Origin of the sequence: Acinetobacter sp. F9, from assembly GCF_019195275.1 — a bacterium.
GTDB classification, from domain to species: Bacteria; Pseudomonadota; Gammaproteobacteria; order Pseudomonadales; family Moraxellaceae; genus Acinetobacter; species Acinetobacter pseudolwoffii.
Genome location: NZ_CP078068.1, coordinates 977,477 through 999,275, shown reverse-complemented (window position 1 = coordinate 999,275; position 21,799 = coordinate 977,477). Strand labels below are relative to the sequence as shown.

The 21,799-nt window shown below is 42.7% G+C and carries 16 protein-coding genes; 10 read left to right on the top strand and 6 right to left on the bottom strand.

Annotation, left to right across the window (positions count from 1 at the left end):
* Positions 1–164 precede the first annotated feature (164 nt).
* The 3 genes from KT990_RS04865 to gltA all read right to left on the bottom strand — a co-directional run bounded on the left by KT990_RS04865 (position 165) and on the right by gltA (position 4,091).
* Positions 165–1,790, bottom strand: coding sequence for an NAD+ synthase (locus tag KT990_RS04865; RefSeq protein WP_218209247.1), 1,626 nt, complete (start codon positions 1,788–1,790; stop codon positions 165–167).
* Between the two features lie 372 nt (positions 1,791–2,162).
* The gene (locus KT990_RS04860) at positions 2,163–2,666 is read right to left on the bottom strand and encodes a hypothetical protein (RefSeq protein WP_218209246.1); all 504 of its coding nucleotides are present in this window, start codon (positions 2,664–2,666) and stop codon (positions 2,163–2,165) included.
* A gap of 150 nt (positions 2,667–2,816) precedes the next feature.
* Complete coding sequence (gltA, locus tag KT990_RS04855; RefSeq protein ID WP_218209245.1) at positions 2,817–4,091, bottom strand: citrate synthase; 1,275 nt, start codon at positions 4,089–4,091, stop codon at positions 2,817–2,819.
* Positions 4,092–5,099: 1,008 nt separating this feature from the next.
* Between gltA and sdhC the strand changes: the two genes are divergently transcribed.
* The 9 genes from sdhC to sucD all read left to right on the top strand — a co-directional run bounded on the left by sdhC (position 5,100) and on the right by sucD (position 17,144).
* Complete coding sequence (gene sdhC / locus KT990_RS04850; RefSeq protein WP_074383085.1) at positions 5,100–5,498, top strand: succinate dehydrogenase, cytochrome b556 subunit; 399 nt, start codon at positions 5,100–5,102, stop codon at positions 5,496–5,498.
* Entirely contained in the window at positions 5,498–5,863 is a 366-nt protein-coding gene (gene sdhD / locus KT990_RS04845; protein ID WP_005096282.1) for a succinate dehydrogenase, hydrophobic membrane anchor protein, read from the top strand. Before sdhC ends, sdhD begins: the two co-directional genes overlap by 1 nt.
* A 12-nt stretch (positions 5,864–5,875) precedes the next feature.
* A complete protein-coding gene (sdhA, locus tag KT990_RS04840) occupies positions 5,876–7,774 on the top strand; it encodes a succinate dehydrogenase flavoprotein subunit (RefSeq protein ID WP_005171973.1) in 1,899 nt (632 codons plus the stop codon).
* Between the two features lie 14 nt (positions 7,775–7,788).
* Positions 7,789–8,499 carry a succinate dehydrogenase iron-sulfur subunit gene (locus KT990_RS04835; RefSeq protein ID WP_005171970.1) on the top strand — a complete coding sequence of 237 codons (711 nt, stop codon included), beginning with the start codon at positions 7,789–7,791 and terminating at the stop codon, positions 8,497–8,499.
* Between the two features lie 821 nt (positions 8,500–9,320).
* Complete coding sequence (locus KT990_RS04830) at positions 9,321–12,143, top strand: 2-oxoglutarate dehydrogenase E1 component (protein ID WP_005096285.1); 2,823 nt, start codon at positions 9,321–9,323, stop codon at positions 12,141–12,143.
* An 18-nt stretch (positions 12,144–12,161) separates the two neighbouring features.
* Positions 12,162–13,376 carry a 2-oxoglutarate dehydrogenase complex dihydrolipoyllysine-residue succinyltransferase gene (gene odhB / locus KT990_RS04825; protein ID WP_005171964.1) on the top strand — a complete coding sequence of 405 codons (1,215 nt, stop codon included), beginning with the start codon at positions 12,162–12,164 and terminating at the stop codon, positions 13,374–13,376.
* 95 nt (positions 13,377–13,471) lie between these two features.
* Complete coding sequence (gene lpdA / locus KT990_RS04820; protein ID WP_005096288.1) at positions 13,472–14,902, top strand: dihydrolipoyl dehydrogenase; 1,431 nt, start codon at positions 13,472–13,474, stop codon at positions 14,900–14,902.
* 172 nt (positions 14,903–15,074) lie between these two features.
* Positions 15,075–16,241, top strand: coding sequence for an ADP-forming succinate--CoA ligase subunit beta (gene sucC / locus KT990_RS04815; RefSeq protein ID WP_218209244.1), 1,167 nt, complete (start codon positions 15,075–15,077; stop codon positions 16,239–16,241).
* Positions 16,242–16,253: 12 nt separating this feature from the next.
* A complete protein-coding gene (gene sucD / locus KT990_RS04810) occupies positions 16,254–17,144 on the top strand; it encodes a succinate--CoA ligase subunit alpha (RefSeq protein ID WP_005096290.1) in 891 nt (296 codons plus the stop codon).
* 64 nt (positions 17,145–17,208) lie between these two features.
* On the opposite strand, the gene KT990_RS04805 is transcribed toward sucD, so the two are convergent.
* The 3 genes from KT990_RS04805 to KT990_RS04795 all read right to left on the bottom strand — a co-directional run bounded on the left by KT990_RS04805 (position 17,209) and on the right by KT990_RS04795 (position 20,439).
* Positions 17,209–18,915 (bottom strand): flotillin family protein, encoded by a 1,707-nt coding sequence (locus KT990_RS04805; RefSeq protein WP_005096291.1) that lies wholly within the window; start codon positions 18,913–18,915, stop codon positions 17,209–17,211.
* A 37-nt stretch (positions 18,916–18,952) separates the two neighbouring features.
* Complete coding sequence (locus KT990_RS04800; protein WP_005096292.1) at positions 18,953–19,588, bottom strand: YqiJ family protein; 636 nt, start codon at positions 19,586–19,588, stop codon at positions 18,953–18,955.
* 308 nt (positions 19,589–19,896) lie between these two features.
* Positions 19,897–20,439, bottom strand: a complete 543-nt coding sequence (locus tag KT990_RS04795) for a hypothetical protein (RefSeq protein WP_100357254.1) — start codon at positions 20,437–20,439, stop codon at positions 19,897–19,899.
* A gap of 311 nt (positions 20,440–20,750) precedes the next feature.
* Here KT990_RS04795 and cysD point away from each other — a divergent pair, with 311 nt between their 5' ends.
* Positions 20,751–21,665, top strand: a complete 915-nt coding sequence (gene cysD, locus KT990_RS04790; RefSeq protein ID WP_005096294.1) for a sulfate adenylyltransferase subunit CysD — start codon at positions 20,751–20,753, stop codon at positions 21,663–21,665.
* Positions 21,666–21,799 lie beyond the last annotated feature (134 nt).

The following is a 21,799-nucleotide window of genomic DNA, read 5'->3' as shown; positions in this document are numbered from 1 at the left end:
ATGGCGCATGATAAAAATTATTTGAAGCATCCAGTAAAATTTCAGATATTTCCAAAATTATTTTTCTATGATTGTTGATTAATTTTCTACTTTTAGCGTCGATATAAAAAAAATCGCCCCAGTATTCACTCAGGCGATTCGATTTAAATAACTAAGAAAAGGGCTTAGTTACCTGCTTTCCAGCCATTGACGATTGGATAACGACGTTCGCGCCCATAAGAACGTGAACTGATTCGTGGTCCAATTGCACCTTGGCGGCGCTTGTATTCATTCATGTCGACCAGACGGATGACTTTTTTCACCACCTCGGCATCAAAACCTTTGTCAATAATATCGTCTTGACTCATGTCTTCTTCGATGTATGAATACAGGATGGCATCCAGAATGTCATACGAAGGTAAAGAGTCTTGATCGACCTGATCTGGACGCAATTCTGCTGATGGTGGGCGAGTAATGACACGTTCTGGAATCACGGGTGTTTCTGAAATACTGTTACGATATTTCGCCAGTTCAAACACAATGGTTTTGTACACATCTTTCAAGACGGCATAGCCACCGACCATGTCACCATACAGTGTGCAATAACCTACAGCCAGTTCAGATTTATTTCCGGTCGCAAGCACCAGATTGCCGAACTTGTTGGAAAGCGCCATTAATAAGGTGCCACGCGAACGTGCTTGCAGGTTTTCCTCAGTCGCATCTGCCGGGGCGCTTCCAAAGAACGGGAAGAGTACCTGCATAAAGCCGTTTACTACCGGATTGATTTCGGCAATACCAAAAGTTACACCCATATTTTTTGCTTGTTCAGCCGCATCTTCTACGCTGATTTGCGCGGTATAGGTATAAGGCATCATGACCGCCTGAACTTTGTCTGCACCAATGGCATCTGCAGCAATCGCAAGGGTCAGGGCAGAATCGATCCCACCCGATAGGCCCAGAATCACGCCGGGGAAGCCAGAACGCTGTACATAATCACGGGTTGCCATCACCAGGCTCTGATAGATCTCAGCCATGGTGTCCAGCGCAGGTGTAATTGTACCTTTGCTAAATTGAAGCTGTTCAGCATCATATTCTGCGATAGAAAGGCTTTCCTGGAAACTTGGGGCCTGTAGCGCGACTTCGCCAGATTTATTTAACACAAAGCTGGTACCGTCAAAGATCAGATCATCCTGACCACCGACCTGGTTACAATAGACCAGATTGATATTCAGCTGTTTTACCAGAGCTGCCATGGTCTCGATACGGTGTTGTGGTTTACCCACTTCATATGGAGAGGCATTCAGTACCAAAGCAGTTTCGATATTGAGTTTTGCCAGCTGCTGTACAGTAGCTAAAGACCATGCGTCTTCACAAATCAGCACACCAAATTTGTGTCCGAGATATTCAAATACCAGATGTTGATGACCTTCACTGAAATAACGCTTTTCATCAAATACACCATAGTTTGGCAACACCTGTTTGTTATAAATACCCAGCACCTCACCATCTTTCATGACGGCTGCTGAGTTATAACGCTGGCCATCTTCAGTTTGATTTACAAAACCGAAGACCATCACAATATCTTTGACTTCAGTCAGTTTTTCAAAAGCAGCTTTGGTGCGTTTGGCCAGACTTGGACGAATTAATAGATCTTCTGCAGGGTAGCCCAAGATTGCAAGCTCAGGGAAGATAATCAGATCAGCCTTATCTTTTTTAGCCTGATTGGCCTGATCAATCATTTTTTGAGTATTTGCATCCAAATTGCCCACATGTGGAGAGAACTGAGCAAGCGTAATTTTAAAACTTTTCATTCCAATTAAATCCTATTCCTATAGGTTAATACACTAAATCACTGATTTTTATAATTCTAATTATCCAGCTGAGTGCATTTTGATACTTAAAAAAATGCCAAATGGCAAAAGAAAAAACGTCTTTATCACATGATCGTTAAATCTTGATCTGCGAGCTAAAATATCATACTTGGGTTATTTTATCGAAATTTAATCCAGAAGCTAGAGCTGTTTTGCGAGAATGAATGTTGAAATGAAAAGTTATTATCCAAAAATAAAGAATATGTAGATTTTCTGCACATGAATAAATCTCAGGATTTAAATCATTTATTCATGGTCTTGATTTTCAAAATGCCAAATCAAGATGATATTTTGAATAAAAATGATTATATATCAATTGATTGTTTGACTATCTAAAATAATATTCGGTATTTTTTTAAGAAAAATATCTCGGGCAATATCACCTTGTTGTTCAATATTATACTGTGAAAATGATTTGTTGGGATTAAATTGATATTTGTAAGGATTATATTTCCCTAAGCTTAAAAAATAAGCACTTTGTAGAAATGCGCCCTTTAAAACCACATTAATCTGCTGTTGGTATTGATAAATATGGGTCATCTCATGAATAAACAGTGCCTGATAGGCCAAGCTTTCACATGAATAGTCTTCCCGATAATTTAAATTTCGTGCATGGATATAACCACTGGGTGCCATAATCACATGTCTGGATTGCCAGGGTAAATATGGGTGATTCATGATCCTGACTGCCGAATAGTCAATCAGATTGCCAAATACCTGCTGACAGATTCTGATTTCACCGGGCGTTAGGCTGCGGCACTTGAACTGTTCAAAACGGATGAATCTTAAAATAAACGGTAGGGCATACAACAACATCAAGTACAGATCCTGTTCAAGTTTTCAATCTATGAATATGGTCGAGGTTCATGCATTTTAAAAGGAATTAAAGAGGCTATATGTAGGATTTTGTCAGCACTAAAAAAACCACCTCAAAGGGTGGTTTTCTGTCTTGCAACGCCGTTCGAATTAACGAGCGATATCGCGTTGAATTTCACCAGTATAAAGCTGACGAGGACGACCGATCTTGTAAGGACCGCTGTGCATTTCTAACCAGTGGCTGATCCAGCCAACAGTACGTGCAAGCGCGAAGATCACAGTAAACATTTCTGTCGGGATACCAATCGCTTTAAGGATGATACCTGAGTAGAAGTCTACGTTCGGGTATAGGTTACGTTTGATGAAGTATTCGTCAGAAAGTGCAATACGTTCAAGTTCCATAGCCAAAGCAAGTTGTGGATCGTTGATGCCAAGCGCACCAAGAACTTCGTCACAAGTTTCTTTCATGACTTTCGCGCGTGGATCGAAGTTTTTGTAAACTCGGTGACCGAAGCCCATCAGTTTAACTTCTTTTGTCTTCACTTTTTCCATGAAGCCAGCAACGTTTTCTACAGAGCCGATTTCATCAAGCATCTTAAGAACAGCTTCGTTCGCGCCGCCATGAGCAGGGCCCCAAAGTGCCGAGATACCAGCAGCAATACATGCATACGGGTTAGCACCAGTAGAACCAGCTAAACGTACTGTAGACGTAGAGGCATTTTGTTCGTGGTCAGCATGAAGCGTGAAGATACGGTCCATTGCTTTTGCAAGGATCGGATCAACTTTGTAATCACGGTCTGCAGGAGTCGCGAACATCATGTGAAGGAAGTTTTCAGCGTAGTTCAAGTCGTTACGTGGGTAAACAAACGGTTGACCGATTGTGTACTTGTAGCTCCAAGCCGCTAAAGTAGGGATCTTCGCAATTAAACGGATCGCTGTGATTTCACGGTGATCAACATTTTCGATGTCCAGATTGTTGTGGTAGAACGCAGATAACGCACCAACAACACCCACCATGATCGCCATAGGATGCGCATCACGACGGAAACCGTTATAGAAGCGGCTAACTTGGTCGTGAACCATTGTGTGGTTACGTACTTTAGCGTCGAATTCTTCTTTTTGCTCAGCAGTCGGAAGTTCGCCATTAAGAAGTAAGTAGCAAGTTTCTAGGTAATCAGCTTTAGTCGCCAATTGATCAATCGGGTAGCCACGGTGTAAAAGTACACCTTTGTTACCGTCGATAAAGGTGATTTTAGACTCGCACGCCGCTGTTGCCATAAAACCAGGATCAAAAGTAAAGTGACCTGCAGCCAACACATCTTTAACGTCGATTACATCTGGGCCCAATGTGCCGCTGTAAATTGGTAGTTCAATTTCTTTGCCATCAAGCTGTAAAACGGCTTTCTTGCCAGTTGCTTCAGACATTCAATAGATCTCCTGTCCTGGTGAATGTATATCCGAGTTGTCTATCAATCTTTTAATGCACAAAACGGATGGATCAAAAATTTGCTATAAGATTAGTGAGTACTGAAATTTTGTCAATTATACTTATGGATGAAAAAATGACGCTTGCACAGCGGCTTAGTCACACCATCTTGGTATAAAAAGTTCAGTAAAATCACAGCATCAAACCTCTATAATAAGTCAAATTTAAACAGAGGTGCAGAAAAAAATAGAGGGCCTGAATTATTTGTAAGCGTTTTTTCAGACTAAGAAATGCTGCGAAAAAGTATCGCTGATCTTATTGGGAGTTGTTAAAACTATATAAATCTCATAACTTACATGGTTTTTACTCATTTCCTTTGCACATGCAGAATTATAAATAAAAGCAATTAATTAAATTTTTGACTTGATTCAATTGATTAAAAAATAGCTTAATAAATGGCCAACTTTGCAGCAAAGGTCCCCAGTCTAAAAATAAATGAGTGATTTTTCGAATCCAAATCCTCTAAAGCGATCAAAAAATCCATCATCGAGTGCAGTCTAAGTGACTCTTTAAGCTCAGGTTATAATTATACCTGAAAGCAGACCCATCTTAATAACTGCTGCACTACCTGTATGAGCTTGATTTCCATTTAAATTAAATCGAGATTTTAAATAAGATTTGTGCTGCAACTGTGCATCTTTAGTCTAAATAGCGGGAATTGGCTTTAAAAAGAATAACAGAGTAAATTGATCAAGTTAATTATTTAAAAACAATTATATAGATGAAAGTTAGTGGATTCTTAGTCGCTAAAGAACCTCATATGTTGTTGTTAATGATTCTTATTTAAAGGGTTTTTCTTGAAAAAGCCAAATCCATCTGTTTGTGTTTTAATAGTTGACGTTTTATAATTCAGTGTCGTTTTGATTTTAGGCATGTATTTGCCTAAGAATGCCAGCTTTCCTTCGAATTAATTCCAACAAACTCCGGATGGAGTTTTTACTTACAGGATGCCCGCTGTGAAAAGCAACAGACCTGTCAATTTGTCCATGGGTCAAGTTTTAGAAGTAAACTTAAAATCGCCCGTGGCTATTGCATCAATTCTACACCGTCTTTCAGGTGTTATCGTATTCTTACTCGTACCGGTCCTTCTCTGGATTTTAGACAAATCACTGTCTTCACCTGAAGGTTTTGCGCAAGTTCAAGAAATCATGAATGGTTTCATTGTTCGCTTCATTGTATGGGTATTTGTCGCCGGCTTGATTTTTCACTTTATTGCGGGTGTTAAGCATTTACTTGCTGACATTGGCGTTGCTGAAGAATTAGAAAGTGGCCGTGTCGCATCTACTATCGCATTAATCTTGTCTGCAATCGGTATCGTTGCAGCATTTGTATGGATCGTACTCTAATGAAAAGCGCTACTGGTTTAACAGGTTCAGGTTCTCGCGATTGGTTTCTCCAACGTGTTAGTGCTGTTATTTTGGCTGTTTATACCGTTGTTATTTTGGGTTGGATCCTGTGTAACAGTGGATTCAGCTATGAACAATGGTATGGCTTCATGATGACAACTCCAATGAAGATTCTATCTTTATTGTCAGTCTTATCTCTTGTTGCACACGCTTGGATTGGTATGTGGCAGGTTTTCACAGACTATGTGACGACTCGTCAAATGGGTCCTTCGGCGAATGGTTTGCGTATTGTACTGACTTCAGCAGTGATTATTGCTGTGTTGGCATATGCAATCTGGGCGATCCAGATTTTTTGGGCGAATTGATAGGAAACAATCATGGGCGCTATAAACCCTAAAGAAGATTACACAAATATTCCACACGAAACCTTCGATGCAGTCATCGTGGGTGGTGGTGGTTCAGGTATGCGTGCGTCTTACCAACTTGCTCAAGCTGGTTTGAAAGTTGCGGTACTGACCAAAGTTTTCCCAACCCGTTCTCACACTGTGGCAGCGCAGGGTGGTATTGGTGCATCTCTTGGTAATATGCAAGAAGATAACTGGCACTACCATTTCTACGACACAGTAAAAGGTTCGGACTGGTTAGGTGACCAAGACGCAATCGAATTTATGACGCGTGAAGCACCTCAAGTGGTATACGAATTAGAACACTTGGGTATGCCATTTGACCGTAACGCTGATGGTACAATTTACCAGCGTCCATTCGGTGGTCACTCTGCGAACTACGGTGAAAAAGCGGTGCCACGTGCATGTGCTGCTGCCGACCGTACAGGTCACGCACTTCTTCACACGCTTTATCAAAGCAACGTGAAAATGGGTACGCAATTCTTCGTAGAATGGATCGCACTTGATTTGATCCGTAACGAAGCAGGTGACGTACTTGGTGTCACTGCAATTGACCAGGAAACTGGTAAAATTGCCGTATTCCAAGGTAAAGCTACATTGTTTGCTACCGGTGGTGCGGGTCGTGTTTACCGTGCATCTACCAATGCTTATATCAATACTGGTGACGGTCTTGGCATGGCGGCGCGTGCAGGTATTCCATTGCAAGATATGGAATTCTGGCAGTTCCACCCTACAGGTGTTGCGGGTGCAGGCGTATTGCTGACTGAAGGCTGTCGTGGTGAAGGTGCAATCCTTCGTAACAAAGATGGCGAACCGTTCATGGAGCGTTATGCTCCAACTTTGAAAGACTTGGCTCCACGTGACTTCGTGTCACGTTCTATGGACCAGGAAATCAAAGAAGGTCGTGGTTGTGGTCCTAAAGGTGACTATATCCTGCTTGATATGACGCATTTAGGTGCGGATACGATCATGAAGCGTCTGCCATCGGTATTCGAAATTGGCAAGAAATTCGCGAACGTGGATATCACCAAAGAACCAATTCCAGTAGTACCAACAATCCATTACCAAATGGGTGGTATTCCAACCAATATTCATGGTCAGGTTGTTGTGCCTGAGTCACGCGAAACTGAAGCGCTGGCGGCACATTACAACAAGGATACCGATGTTTATTCGACCAATGCAGCCGAACGTGATTTCACTAAGCCAGTGAAAGGTTTCTATGCAATTGGTGAGTGTTCATGTGTATCTGTACATGGTGCAAACCGTTTAGGTACCAACTCACTGCTTGACTTGGTGGTATTTGGTAAGGCTGCGGGTAAACACATCATCGATTATGTGACTAAACATCACGGTGATGAGTACGAGCCACTACCAACAACTGTACTTGAGCAAACGGTTGCGCGTATTCGTAAACTTGACGAATCCACAACAGGTGAGAATGCTCAGGAAGTTGCAGATGCGATTCGTGACATTGTTCAAGATCATGCAGGTGTATTCCGTACATCAGCACTACTTGAAGAAGGTGTAAAACAGATTCTTGCAATTGAGCCACGTGTTCGTAATATTCATTTGAAAGACAAATCTAAAGTATTTAATACTGCACGTGTTGAAGCATTAGAAGTTGAAAACTTGTATGAAGTTGCAAAAGCGACCTTAATTTCAGCTGCTGCGCGTAAAGAATGTCGTGGTGCGCATACTGTGGTAGATTTCGAATTGTCACCGGATCATGCGGATTATCCATATGGTCGTCGTGATGATGAGTGGATGAAGCACACATTATGGTTCTCTGTGGACAATCGTCTTGAGTACAAGCCAGTTCGTTACCGTCCATTGTCGGTTGACGCGATTCCACCTAAACCACGTACATTCTAATCAGGAGAATTCAGATGAGTAGAGGTACTCGTACATTTCATATCTACCGCTATGATCCTGACAAGGATAAAGCACCGTACATGCAGACTTTTAAATTGGAATTGACTGACAAGCACCGTATGTTGCTTGATGCACTTCTAGCATTAAAAGTACAAGACGAATCTTTAACGTTCCGTCGTTCATGTCGTGAAGGTATTTGTGGTTCTGATGGTGTAAACATCAATGGTAAAAATGGTTTGGCGTGTCTTTGGAACCTGAACGATTTACCAAATGAAATTACTGTTCGTCCATTGCCTGGTCTTCCTGTAGTGAAAGATCTGGTGGTTGACATGAACCAGTTCTACGATCAGTACAACAAGATCCATCCATTCTTGATCAACAACCAGCCTGCGCCTCCAAAGGAACGTTTACAGTCTCCTGAAGAGCGTGAGCATCTTGATGGTCTGTATGAATGTATTCTATGTGCATGTTGTTCAACCTCATGCCCGTCATTCTGGTGGAATCCGGACAAGTTCCTAGGTCCTTCAGCATTGTTGAACGCTTACCGCTTCATCATTGACTCGCGTGATACTGGAACACAAGAGCGTTTGGCCCGTCTTGACGATCCATTCTCATTGTTCCGTTGTAAAGGCATCATGAACTGTGTATCTGTGTGTCCTAAAGGTTTGAACCCAACTAAAGCAATCGGTCACATCCGTAATATGCTTTTAGATATGGCAGGTTAGTAGGCTGCTGATAGCAGTTTGGAAAAAAGCACACCACAAGGTGTGCTTTTTTTGTGCAAACCATTGAAGCAAAATAAAAAATCATCGGATAAAAATAAAGATACTATACTTAAAATGTATAAAGTTGAGTCAGGTAGTCAGGAAATGACGGGTGATGTTAAGTGCCATAGAACAAGAACATGTAATTATTTGGGGTATTTATGATTTTTAGCTGTAAAACTGACCTGAAAAATAACAAGAACGATGTTATTATATAACGGAAATTTAAGGAGGGAGTGGATTGAAAGGTTTGCTCTCTTTTTATTTATCGGAAATGCTTAGGACTTAAGTCTACATTGAATCTATTTTTGAGATAAAGCACCATAGGTTAGAGTAAAATATCTGAACTGTATTTAGCCAATTTATGAAAGGTATGTGTCAAAAAAATCAATTGAAAACTTGAGAACATGTTAGCATTTAGCCTATGACTATCTTTAGAAAATGCCATTTTAGGTACATTTTTTAAACATTGCATAACCAGGGACTGGTATATAAAGGTAGGCTTGAGTCGCTTTAGAAAAAATCTTTGTTCCTACTTGTTTTTTCTAAGTCGATTTGCAAAAAATTGCCCGGTTTCGATCGGGTATTCAATGAGTAATGATACCGCTGAGGGGTGTTATTGTTCATTAAACATATCAAGATTTTCTTGGTGTGGTGATAACGCCTCATGGCTTATGCCTTATGGGGGACTAGTGTCATATTACCAATCTGACACTAATAATCCTGGGTTTTGCTTAAAAAGCATCCTGAAAATGTTTTTGCAATAGGAAATGGGTCCACAAATGCAAGAAGTTGCTGACGCTCTGCGTCTTGACACTGAACTTAGCGCTGATAGTGCAGCGTATATTGAAGAACTTTATGAGCAGTATTTGACGGCTCCGGATTCAGTAGGTGCTGACTGGCAAGAATACTTCGGTAAATTCCCAAAAGGTGATCAACCACACAGTAATGTACGTGAGCAATTCCTACTTTTAGGTCGTAATTCAAGCCGTATTCAGCCTGTTGTTCAATCAACTGTCAGCTCAGAGCATGAACGTCGCCAAATTGGCGTGTTGCAGCTGATTGCTGCATACCGTAATCGTGGTCACCAGAAAGCAAAACTGGATCCATTGGGTTTGGCGAAACGTGAAGTTGTGCCTGATCTAGATCTTGCTGCGCATGGTTTAACTCAGTCGGACCTAGATACGGTATTCAATACTGGCAACCTGGCGATCGGTAAAGAAGAAGCGACTTTGGCTGAGATGGTTCAGGCAATGGAAGCCACTTACTGTGGTTCAATCGGTGCTGAATACATGCACATCGTGGACACCAAAGAGAAACGTTGGATTCAACAACGTCTGGAAAGTGCACGTGGTCAATATGGTTTTAATGCTGAACAAAAGAAACATGTCCTTGAACGTTTAACCGCAGCTGAAGGCCTGGAAAAATATCTAGGTAATAAGTTTGTTGGTGCAAAACGTTTTGGCGTTGAAGGGGGTGAATCATTCATCCCGATGGTTAACGAAATTATTCAGCGTGCAGGTTCTGTTGGCTGTAAAGAAGTTGTAATCGGTATGCCTCACCGTGGCCGTTTAAACCTTCTGGTTAACATCATGGGTAAAAACCCGGCTGACCTGTTTGGTGAGTTTGAAGGTAAATCGATTCACAAGAAAGGTTCTGGTGACGTTAAGTACCATCAAGGCTTCTCTTCAAACGTGATGACCCAAGGTGGTGAAGTTCACTTGGCATTGGCGTTTAACCCGTCACATTTGGAAATCGTTGGCCCTGTAGTTGAAGGTTCGGTACGTGCACGTCAAGTACGTCGTAAAGACATTGGCGGCGATGACGTATTGCCATTAATCGTACATGGTGATGCTGCATTTGCAGGTCAGGGCGTCAACCAGGAAACTTTCCAGATGTCACAAACTCGCGGTTATACCGTGGGTGGTACAGTGCACATTGTGATTAATAACCAGGTGGGTTTCACCACTTCTGATCCACGTGATGCGCGTTCTACAGAATACTGTACTGATATCGCGAAAATGATCCAGGCACCGATCTTCCATGTCAATGGTGATGATCCTGAGGCTGTGGTATTCATTTCACAATTGGCTCATGACTTCCGTCATACTTTCCGTAAAGACGTTGTGATTGACATGTTCTGCTACCGTCGTCGTGGTCATAACGAAGCGGATGAGCCGGCTGCAACTCAACCAATGATGTATCAAGTGATTAGCAAGAAAGCGACCACGCGTACGCTTTATGCGGATCAACTGGTACAACAGGGTGTTCTTGATCGTGCAAATGCAGATCAAATGGTTGAAAATTACCGTGCAGATCTGGAAGCGGGTAATCACGTTGCCAATGCGCTGGTACTTGAACCGAACAAGAAAATGTTTGTGGACTGGACGCCTTACTTGGGTCATGACTACACAGACGAATGGGATACGACTTTCCCGATCGAGCGTCTAAAAGAACTTGGCGCGAAAATGCGCGAACTTCCTGAAGGCTTCGTGATGCAGCGTCAGGTTGCGAAAGTGATCGATGACCGTCTGAAAATGCAAACGGGTGAAATGCCACTGAACTGGGGTGCTGCTGAAACTCTGGCGTATGCAACTGTACTAGATGATGGTTACTTGCTTCGTTTAACCGGTGAAGACGTAGGTCGTGGTACCTTCTCGCACCGTCATGCAAAACTGCATAACCAGGTCGATGGTTCAACTTATCTTCCGCTGTGTAACCTGAAAGAAAACCAGCCGCGTACTGCAATCTATGACTCATTGTTGTCAGAAATGGCGGTATTGGCATTTGAATATGGTTATGCGACGACTCTTCCTAAGAGCTTGATCATTTGGGAAGCGCAATTCGGTGACTTCGCGAACTGTGCACAGGTTGTGATTGACCAGTTCATCTCGTCTGGTGAAACCAAATGGGAACGTGTCTGTGGTTTGACCATGCTTCTTCCACACGGTTTTGAAGGTCAGGGTCCGGAACATTCATCTGCACGTTTAGAGCGTTTCTTACAGCTATGTGCTGAAGACAACATGCAAGTGATCACACCGACCACACCTGCACAGATTTATCATGCTTTACGTCGTCAAGCGATTCGTCCAATCCGTAAGCCATTGATCGTGACTTCACCGAAGTCTCTTCTTCGTCACAAACTTGCAACGTCTACGCTAGAAGAACTTGCAAACGGTAGCTTCCAGACCGTGATTGATGAAGTGGACAACATCAACAAGTCAGATGTAACCCGTCTGGTTCTGTGTGGTGGTAAGGTGTATTACGACCTGATTGAAAAACGTCGTGAAAAAGAATTGAACAATACTGCGATTGTGCGTATTGAACAATTATATCCATACCCAGAAAAACGCCTGACAGAAGTCCTTGCACAATATCCAAATGTGAAAGAACTGGTTTGGGCACAAGAAGAGCCTAAAAACCAAGGTGCTTGGTTGTTCATCGCTCCGCGTCTATATGACGATGTGATGAAAGCGGGTAAACAAGTCCGTATTAGCTACGCTGGCCGTGAAGCATCTGCTGCACCGGCTTGTGGTTCACCATATTTGCATGCAAAACAACAAGCTCAGCTCATCAACGACGCGCTTGCGATCGACGCTGAATAATCCAGGAGATTCTAAGTAATGGCAACCGAAATTAAAGCACCGGTATTCCCAGAGTCAGTTGCGGACGGTACGATCGCAACTTGGCACAAACAACCAGGTGAAGCAGTATCACGTGATGAAGTGATCTGTGATATTGAGACTGATAAAGTTGTTTTAGAAGTTGTTGCTCCTGCAGACGGTACAATTGCCTCTATCATTAAAAATGAAGGCGACACTGTACTTTCAGCTGAAGTCATTGCACAGTTTGAAGAAGGTGCTGTTTCTGGCGCTGCTCAAACTCAAGCAGTTCAGTCTGAAGAGAAAGTTGAACAAGCTGCGGCGAATACTGAAGCAGGTAATTCACCAATCGTTGAACGTCAGCAAGTACAAGACCAAGCGCCAGCAGTGCGTAAAGCATTGACTGAATCTGGTGTTGCAGCAGCTGATGTTGCGGGTACAGGTCGTGGCGGTCGCATCACCAAAGAAGATGTGGCAAACCACCAAGCGAAACCAGCTGCTCCTGCTGCTGCGCCATTAAGCGTTGCTGTGGGCGAACGTATCGAAAAACGTGTTCCAATGACACGTCTTCGTAAGCGTGTTGCTGAACGTTTACTTGCAGCGACTCAAGAAACTGCAATGTTGACCACGTTCAACGAAGTGAACATGAAACCAATCATGGAAATGCGTGCTCAATACAAAGATGCGTTTGAAAAACGTCATGGTGCACGTCTTGGCTTCATGTCATTCTTTGTTAAAGCAGCAACTGAAGCGCTAAAACGCTATCCGGCAGTGAACGCATCAATCGATGGCGATGACATTGTTTATCACGGTTACTATGACATTGGTGTTGCAGTTTCATCTGAGCGTGGTCTGGTGGTTCCTGTACTTCGTGATACAGACCGCATGAACTATGCCGAAGTTGAAAACGGTATTCGTGCATACGCTGCGAAAGCGCGTGATGGCAAATTAGGCATCGAAGACATGACTGGCGGTACATTCACGATTACCAATGGTGGTACTTTCGGTTCATTGTTATCTACTCCGATCTTGAACACGCCACAAACTGCGATTCTGGGTATGCATAAAATCCAGGAACGTCCGATGGCAGTGAATGGTCAAGTAGAAATCTTGCCTATGATGTACCTTGCATTGTCTTATGACCACCGTCTAATCGATGGTAAAGAAGCAGTCGGTTTCCTTGTAACAATCAAAGAATTGTTAGAAGAGCCAGCGCGTCTTATCCTTGATCTGTAATTTATTTATTAAGAATCTTCCCTAATCCCTTTTTAAAAAGAGGGCTTAGGTCTCCCTTTTGAAGGGAGATTAAAGGGGATTATTTGGAGATAAACATGTCTCAATTCGATTTAGTCGTAATTGGTGGTGGCCCGGGCGGCTACGAAGCAGCAATTCGTGCAGCTCAACTTGGTTTCAAAGTTGCGTGTATCGAAAAACGTATTCATAAAGGCAAGCCATCTTTAGGTGGCACCTGCTTAAACGTGGGTTGTATCCCGTCTAAAGCTTTGCTTGATTCTTCTCACCGTTACGAAGATACAGTGCAGCATCTAGATGATCACGGTATTACCACGGGTGAAGTGAAATTTGATCTTGCTAAACTTTTAGCGCGTAAAGACAAAATCGTTGACCAATTGACCATGGGTATTGATGGCTTGCTGAAAGGCAACGGCATCGAATGGTTAAAAGGTACAGGTAAATTACTTGCCGGTAAAAAAGTTGAGTTCGTTTCTCATGAAGGCGAAACTCAAATTTTAGAACCAAAATACGTGATTCTTGCGACTGGTTCTGTGCCAATCAATATCCCATCTGCACCTGTTGATCAAAACATTATTGTTGACTCAACTGGCGCACTTGAATTCCAAGAAGTACCTAAACGATTAGGCGTAATTGGTGCGGGCGTTATCGGTCTTGAATTAGGTTCAGTTTGGCGTCGTCTGGGTGCTGAAGTTGTTGTATTTGAAGCAATGGATGCATTCTTACCAATGGCTGATAAAGCCTTGGCAAAAGACTACCAAAAACTGTTGACTAAGCAAGGTCTTGATATTCGCGTTGGTGCGAAAGTTTCTGGTACTGAAGTGAACGGTTCTGAAGTGACTGTGAAGTACACTCAGGGCGGTGAAGACAAGACTCAAACTTTCGACAAGTTAATCGTATGTGTAGGCCGTCGTGCTTATGCTGAAGGTTTATTGGCGGATGATTGCGGCATTAAACTGACTGAGCGTGGTCTGGTTGAAGTGAACGATTGGTGTGCAACATCTGTGGACGGCGTATACGCAATTGGTGACTTGGTTCGTGGTCCTATGCTTGCGCATAAAGCCATGGAAGAAGGCGTAATGGCAGTTGAACGTATTCACGGTCATGCTGCGCAAGTGAACTATGACACGATTATTTCTGTCATCTATACCCATCCGGAAGCGGCGTGGGTTGGTTTAACAGAACAGCAAGCCAAAGACAAAGGTCACGAAGTGAAAACTGGTCAATTCGGTTTTGCTGCAAACGGCCGTGCGATGGCTGCTGGCGAAAATGCTGGTTTTGTGAAGTTTGTTGCTGATGCGAAAACAGATCGTCTATTGGGTATGCACGTGATTGGACCTGCTGCGTCTGACATCGTACACCAAGGTATGATTGCACTTGAGTTTGTATCTTCAGTTGAAGATCTACAGTTGATGACTTTTGGTCATCCAACTTTCTCTGAAGTGGTACACGAAGCTGCACTTGCGGTCGATGGTCGTGCGATTCATGCGATTCAACGCAAACGTAAATAAAATTAAAAAAAGAGCGGCTTAGGTCGCTCTTTTTACATTTCATGGTTGTTTTTATGGGAACAATCATCTAAAAATAAAGATAACGATTTTAAGAAATGCTGGTACTGCTTTGACGGACGTCTGGGTACTGGTGGGTTTATAACAAGGCAAAGAAGTAATAAAAGGTTATTGAATGAATTTACATGAGTATCAAGCAAAAGCGCTATTAAAAAAATATGGTATGCCGGTACAGGAAGGGATACTTGCCACCAATGCCGATGAAACGGTACATGCTTTCGAGCAGTTAGGTGGAAAGTTCGCAGTACTGAAAGCTCAGGTGCATGCGGGTGGTCGTGGGAAGGCCGGTGGTGTAAAAGTCGTTAAATCGGCTACCGAGGCTGCTGAATATGCCAACCAGATCATCGGTTCAAACCTGGTAACTTATCAGACCGATGCCAATGGTCAGCCGGTAAATAGCATTTTAGTCTCTGAGGATGTTTATCCTGTTGAGCGCGAACTTTATTTGGGTGCGGTGGTCGATCGTTCAACCCGCCGCATTACTTTTATGGCATCGACTGAAGGCGGTGTTGAAATTGAGAAAGTGGCCGAAGAAACCCCTGAAAAAATTATTAAAGTTGAAGTTGATCCTTTAGTGGGGCTCATGCCATTTCAGGCTCGCGAAGTGGCTTTTGCCCTAAAACTCAAAGATGGCCAAATTAATCAATTTGTTAAAGTCATGACTGCTGCTTATCAGGCATTTGTAGACAATGATTTTGCACTTTTTGAAATCAATCCGCTGTCGGTACGTGAAAATGGCGATATTCTGTGTGTGGATGCCAAAATCGGGATTGATTCGAATGCACTGTACCGTTTGCCTGAAGTGGTTGCGCTACGTGATAAGTCTCAGGAAAATGAACGTGAACTCAAAGCATCTGAATTCGATCTGAACTATGTGGCATTGGAAGGGAACATTGGCTGTATGGTGAATGGTGCCGGTCTTGCGATGGCAACCATGGATATTATCAAGCTTTATGGTGGTCAACCTGCTAACTTCCTTGATGTCGGTGGTGGTGCGACCAAAGAGCGCGTGATTGAAGCTTTTAAAATTATTCTGGCAGATCATTCTGTGCAGGGTGTGTTGATTAATATTTTTGGTGGAATTGTACGTTGTGACATGATTGCAGAAGCAATTATTGCGGCGGTTCAGGAAGTAAATGTGACCGTTCCTGTGGTTGTTCGCCTCGAAGGCAACAATGCGGAACTGGGTGCAAAATTACTGGATGAATCAGGTTTGAAATTGATTTCTGCAAATGGTCTTGCTGACGCTGCAGAAAAAATCGTTGCTGCTGTAAAAGCTTAAGGAGTATCAATCATGAGCGTATTAGTGAATAAAGACACCAAAGTATTGGTACAGGGCTTTACAGGAAAAAACGGTACATTTCATTCTGAGCAGGCTTTGGCTTACGGCACCAAAGTTGTCGGTGGTGTAACACCGGGTAAGGGTGGTCAAACCCATCTGGAATTACCAGTATTCAATACCATGCGCGAAGCGGTGAAAGAAACTGGCGCAGATGCTTCGGTGATTTATGTTCCTGCACCATTTGTGCTGGATTCTATTGTTGAAGCGGTTGATTCGGGCATTGAGTTAATTGTGGTGATCACTGAAGGTGTACCGACCATCGACATGCTTAAAGCCAAGCGTTATCTGGAAACCAATGGTAATGGCACGCGTTTAATCGGGCCAAACTGTCCGGGCATTATTACGCCGGGTGAATGTAAGATCGGGATCATGCCGGGTCATATTCATCAGCCGGGTAAAATTGGAATTATCTCGCGCTCAGGGACTTTGACCTATGAAGCCGTAGCGCAGACCACCAAGCTTGGACTGGGTCAGTCTACTTGTATCGGGATCGGGGGAGATCCGATTCCGGGCATGAACCAGATTGACTGCTTGAAACTGTTCCAGGACGATCCTCAGACTGAAGCCATTATTATGATTGGTGAAATTGGTGGTACCGCAGAAGAAGAGGCAGCGGAATATATTCAGGCTCATGTCACCAAGCCTGTGGTCGGTTATATTGCAGGTGTTACCGCACCTAAAGGCAAGCGTATGGGGCATGCGGGTGCAATTATTTCAGGTGGTAAAGGAACTGCTGAAGAAAAATTTGCTGCCTTTGAGCGTGCGGGTATGGCATATACCCGCAGTCCTGCGGAACTTGGTTCAACCATGTTGCAAGTATTGAAAGATAAAGGTTTGGTTTGATTTATAGATTAAACATGCACTAAAAAGCTCCCAGTTGGGAGCTTTTTTATATCTCATTCTATTTTTAAGTTTTAGCCTTCAGACTCTGGGTCATACCATTAATATCACCACCCTGAATACCAAGTTCATTCATTAGGCTGTCAATTAAGGGTGCTTGGCTGCGATAACGCAGGGCGCTATTTACCACCTGATCTGACAGGGCAACATTGCCATTTTCATGATGTGCATCTGTCTGACAGGAACCGGCATGACTGCCATGCAGGCCATTGACCTGAAGAATCTTGATGTCATCAATATTTTCCATCGGTTTAACACTTTCCCGGATAATTTCAGGCAAGTATTTCAACATGGCTAGGCGAATCTGCATTTCGACCTGTTCAGGTGACAGCACATTATTGGCTTCGTTGACTGCACGGGTACCTTCTGCATCGACCTGATACTGTTTTTCCATCGCCTGAGCCAGTAGAATTTTTGCGTCCGCTTCACCTTTGGCCTTAAGACGAACCTTTTCGGCTTCAGCTTCAGCAGCAATACGTACTGCTTCGGCATCATCTGCTGCGGCTTGTTTTCCGGCTTCAGCGGCAACCGTAATCGCAATTGCATCTTTTTCCGCGTGTTCTTTGGCTGCGACCAGCTCAACCGCTTTTTGACGCTCTGCCTGCTGGATTTGGCGTACGGTAATGACTTCTTCTTCCGCTTTTACCGCTTGAGCACGTGCCTGATCGGCTTGCGCTTTGGCTTCAGATTCGGCGCGAGATTTTTCTGCAATGGCAATGGCACGATCCTGTTCGGCCAGCTCAATAGTTTTCTTTTGTTCGACTTGGGCTTTTTGAATCAGCTGCGCTTTTTGGATATTCTCATTTTCTACATCACGGGCCGCTAAAATACGCTTGAGGTCGACTTCTCGTTCAGCAGCAATTTGTGCTTCTTCTGCTTCACGTTTTTTACCGGCTTCCTGAGCAGAAATTTCAGCCAGTTGCTCGGCACGGCGAATGGCAATTTCGCGTTCCTGTTGCAGCTTGGCATATTCTTCTTCACGAATGATTTGCAGGCGCGCCTGTTCTGCTTCCAGATTTTTAGTTTTGATCGCCAGGTCGGTATCCTGCTCGATATGATTTCGCTTGCGACGACGATCTTCAATGGTTTCAGTGAGCTTGGTCAGGCCTTCAGCATCAAAGGCATTTTGTGGATTGAAATATTTAAATCCAGTTTGATCCAGGCCAGTCAGGGAAACGGTTTCCAGTTCCAGACCATTTTTATGCAAATCTTCTGAAACCACTTGCTGTACTTTTTGTACAAAGTCGACCCGTTTTTCATGCAGTTCTTCCATGGCCATTTCTGCTGCTACTGCACGCAGTGAATCGACAAATTTGCCTTCGACCAGATTTTTTAATTCATTCGGTGACATGGTCTTTTGCCCGAGCGTTTGTGCGGCTGTTGCAATTGAATCAGCAGTAGGTTTGACCCGCACATAGAATTCGGCCATGACGTCCACGCGCATACGGTCACGGGTAATCAGTGCCTGATCATCTGCACGGCGCACTTCAAGACGCAGAGTGTTCATATTGACTTGAATAATTTCATGCAAGACTGGGAGCACGATTGCGCCTCCGCCCAAAATCACTTTTTCACCACCCCAACCGGTACGCACAAAGGAGATTTCTTTACTGGACCGGCGGTATAGACGCGCAATGATGAGACCGAAGGTCACCAGTGCTGCAAAAATAATTCCAGAAATAATTAAAATATTATATAAATCAAAAGTTAACATTGTTATAAAGTCTCAGTTTGGTTCTGGCTGAATAAAATTAGAGTGCAGTGGCTTGAAAGCCATTTTTGGTTTTATGGGTCAGTACGACATTCTGACCTTGATTTAAAATTTGATTGGTTTCTGGTTCGACTAAAACATAATGGGTCTGGCCATGCTGATCCCGGACTTTGGCTTGTGCAGGAGAGTTGACTTTGGCATCACCCAGAATAATGATTGCGGTACGCCCAATAAGCTCGTCACTATAAATGGCAGAAGTTTCATCTTGAGGCATAAGCTTGCTGGCAGCCATGGCAAGCCAGCGCACTATCGGCATACACAGAAACAGACAGGCTGGGGAAATTAGCCATACATTGAAGAGCTGGCTGGTCAGGCGTTCAAATATTCCCTGAATCAATAAGCCACTCAGGCCATAACTGGTCAGAAAAATGATGAGCCAGATAAATAAAGGCAGACGTCCCAGATATAACCAGTCAAATACTTTGGTGAAAAAGCCGGGATGTTGATCTGGATTAATTTCTGGTTGCAGGGGGTCTTCAGGCAAAAACTGTTCTAACATATTCTGCGAGCCGCCACCGAGCAGCAGTAATATGCATTCCAGTGCAGCAAACATCAGCATCAGACTCAGGCTGATACTAAATACGATATTTGACGGATGAGTAAACAGTTCCCACATTTTTTATCTCTATAATTATGTTTTAGGAAAAGTGTAAGGAAGCCTCTGATGCTATAACGATAGCAGTAATTATTAATTTTGTATGCAAAAAAATAACAAAAAACCTTATAAACAAGGATTGAATATATTATGTATTTAATAATTATTGAACTATTAAAGTTAATAGTAAACTATAAGTTTATTTAGGATCTGCTAAAAAATTAATTATTTTCAATATGTTGTGTGAATTTTAAGGTTGTGTGGATTGGTTTTTCTGAGAAATATAGAAATACTGTGCCTTAGTATCTCTATATTTCTTTCTTAAAGACTTAGAGTAAGGCAGTCTGAATCCGGACTTTCATATCCAGAGTCTGTTGCAGAATATAGTTTTTTATCCATGTGATCTGTTCACCCATCGGGTTCACCTTGATCGCAGTATCCAGAAACTTTAAATCTGGCTGACTGAAAAGTTGCTGTTCCAAAGTCTGCTCCAGCATCTGGCTATTGCTGGTTAAAGGCAATGCCACCAGATAGAATGCTTTAGGGTAATTGTAAAATGCATAGAGTAAGTTAAAGGCTTTTTGATCACCTTTAAGATTACCCGCACCGATTTCATAAGCTGCATTCTGGTTGCTATACGTCACACCCAATAAGAATTCCCAATGACCTTCTTGCAAACGCAGACCAAACTGTAATCCGATCTGGTCGGCAGTCAATTCATGTTGCAAATAGATATTTAAAGGCTTGCCGTCTTCACTGAAAGGTTCTTGTAAGACTAAAATGTGTTGCTGATGCTGATAAATGTAACCTGCAAGCTCTGCTTGTTCCAGGCGAGTTTTTAGAGTGGAGAGATCAAAAGCGCTATAAGCCATAAGCAAAATATATCAAAGGGAGAATTTAGCCTACTCTATTAATTTTTCAGCATCTTGGAAACCACTACTTTAGATTATTTATCTATACTTTTATGGGTGATTTTAAAAATTAATACAGCAAAAATAGTCAGATGTGGTGACGTTCATTATTGATTCATAAAAACTGATATTTGTTATTAGTGAATTTTTATATGAGCTTTTGATATATCAATATCATAAAACAAGCAATGGCTAAGATAAGTAAATCACTATAATGAATATAAATTTTCAAAAGTGTCATAAGTACACGTTTTTCTAAGCTGGTGTTGTCCATGTCGTTAAATGAGGAAAGACTTACTCATCTCAAACAGCTTGAAGCTGAGAGTATTCATATTATCCGTGAAGTAGCAGCTGAATTTGAAAATCCAGTCATGCTTTATTCCATTGGTAAAGATTCAGCAGTCATGCTGCATCTTGCACTGAAAGCGTTTTATCCAGCCAAACTTCCATTCCCGCTACTGCATGTAGACACGGGTTGGAAATTTAAAGACATGATTGCTTTCCGTGACAACATGGCAAAAAAACATGGTTTTGATTTGATCGTGCATCAAAACAAAGAAGGAGTCGAGGCAGGCATCAATCCTTTCGATCATGGTAGTTCAAAATATACTGACATCATGAAGACCCAAGGTTTAAAACAAGCCTTAAATAAATACAAGTTTGATGCTGCTTTTGGTGGTGCGCGCCGTGATGAAGAAAAATCTCGTGCCAAAGAGCGTGTCTATTCATTCCGTGATGATAAACATCGTTGGGATCCCAAAAACCAACGCCCTGAACTTTGGAACCTTTACAACGGTAAAGTGAATCAAGGTGAAAGTATTCGTGTATTCCCGTTATCAAACTGGACCGAGTTGGATATCTGGCAATACATCTATTTGGAAAGTATTCCACTTGTGCCACTTTACCTGGCTGCAGAACGTCCTGTGGTTGAGCGTAGCGGTACACTTATTATGGTTGATGACGAACGTATGCCTTTAAAAGAAGGTGAAGTTCCACAAATGAAATCGGTACGTTTCCGTACTTTAGGTTGTTATCCATTAACAGGTGCAGTTGAATCAACTGCAGATACCTTGCCGGAAATTATCCAAGAAATGCTCTTGGCAACCAGCTCTGAGCGTCAGGGTCGTATGATTGACCATGATGAAGCAGGCTCGATGGAGAAGAAGAAGCAGGAAGGCTACTTCTAATTTAATCTCCCCCTAAAAATCTCCCCAAACCCCTCTTTGAGAAAGAGGGGCTTAAAAGTGGAGGAAGTCTCCCTTTTATAAAGGGAGATTTAGAGGGATTCAAAACCGATTTCTAAAGAATATGTGGAGCTTTG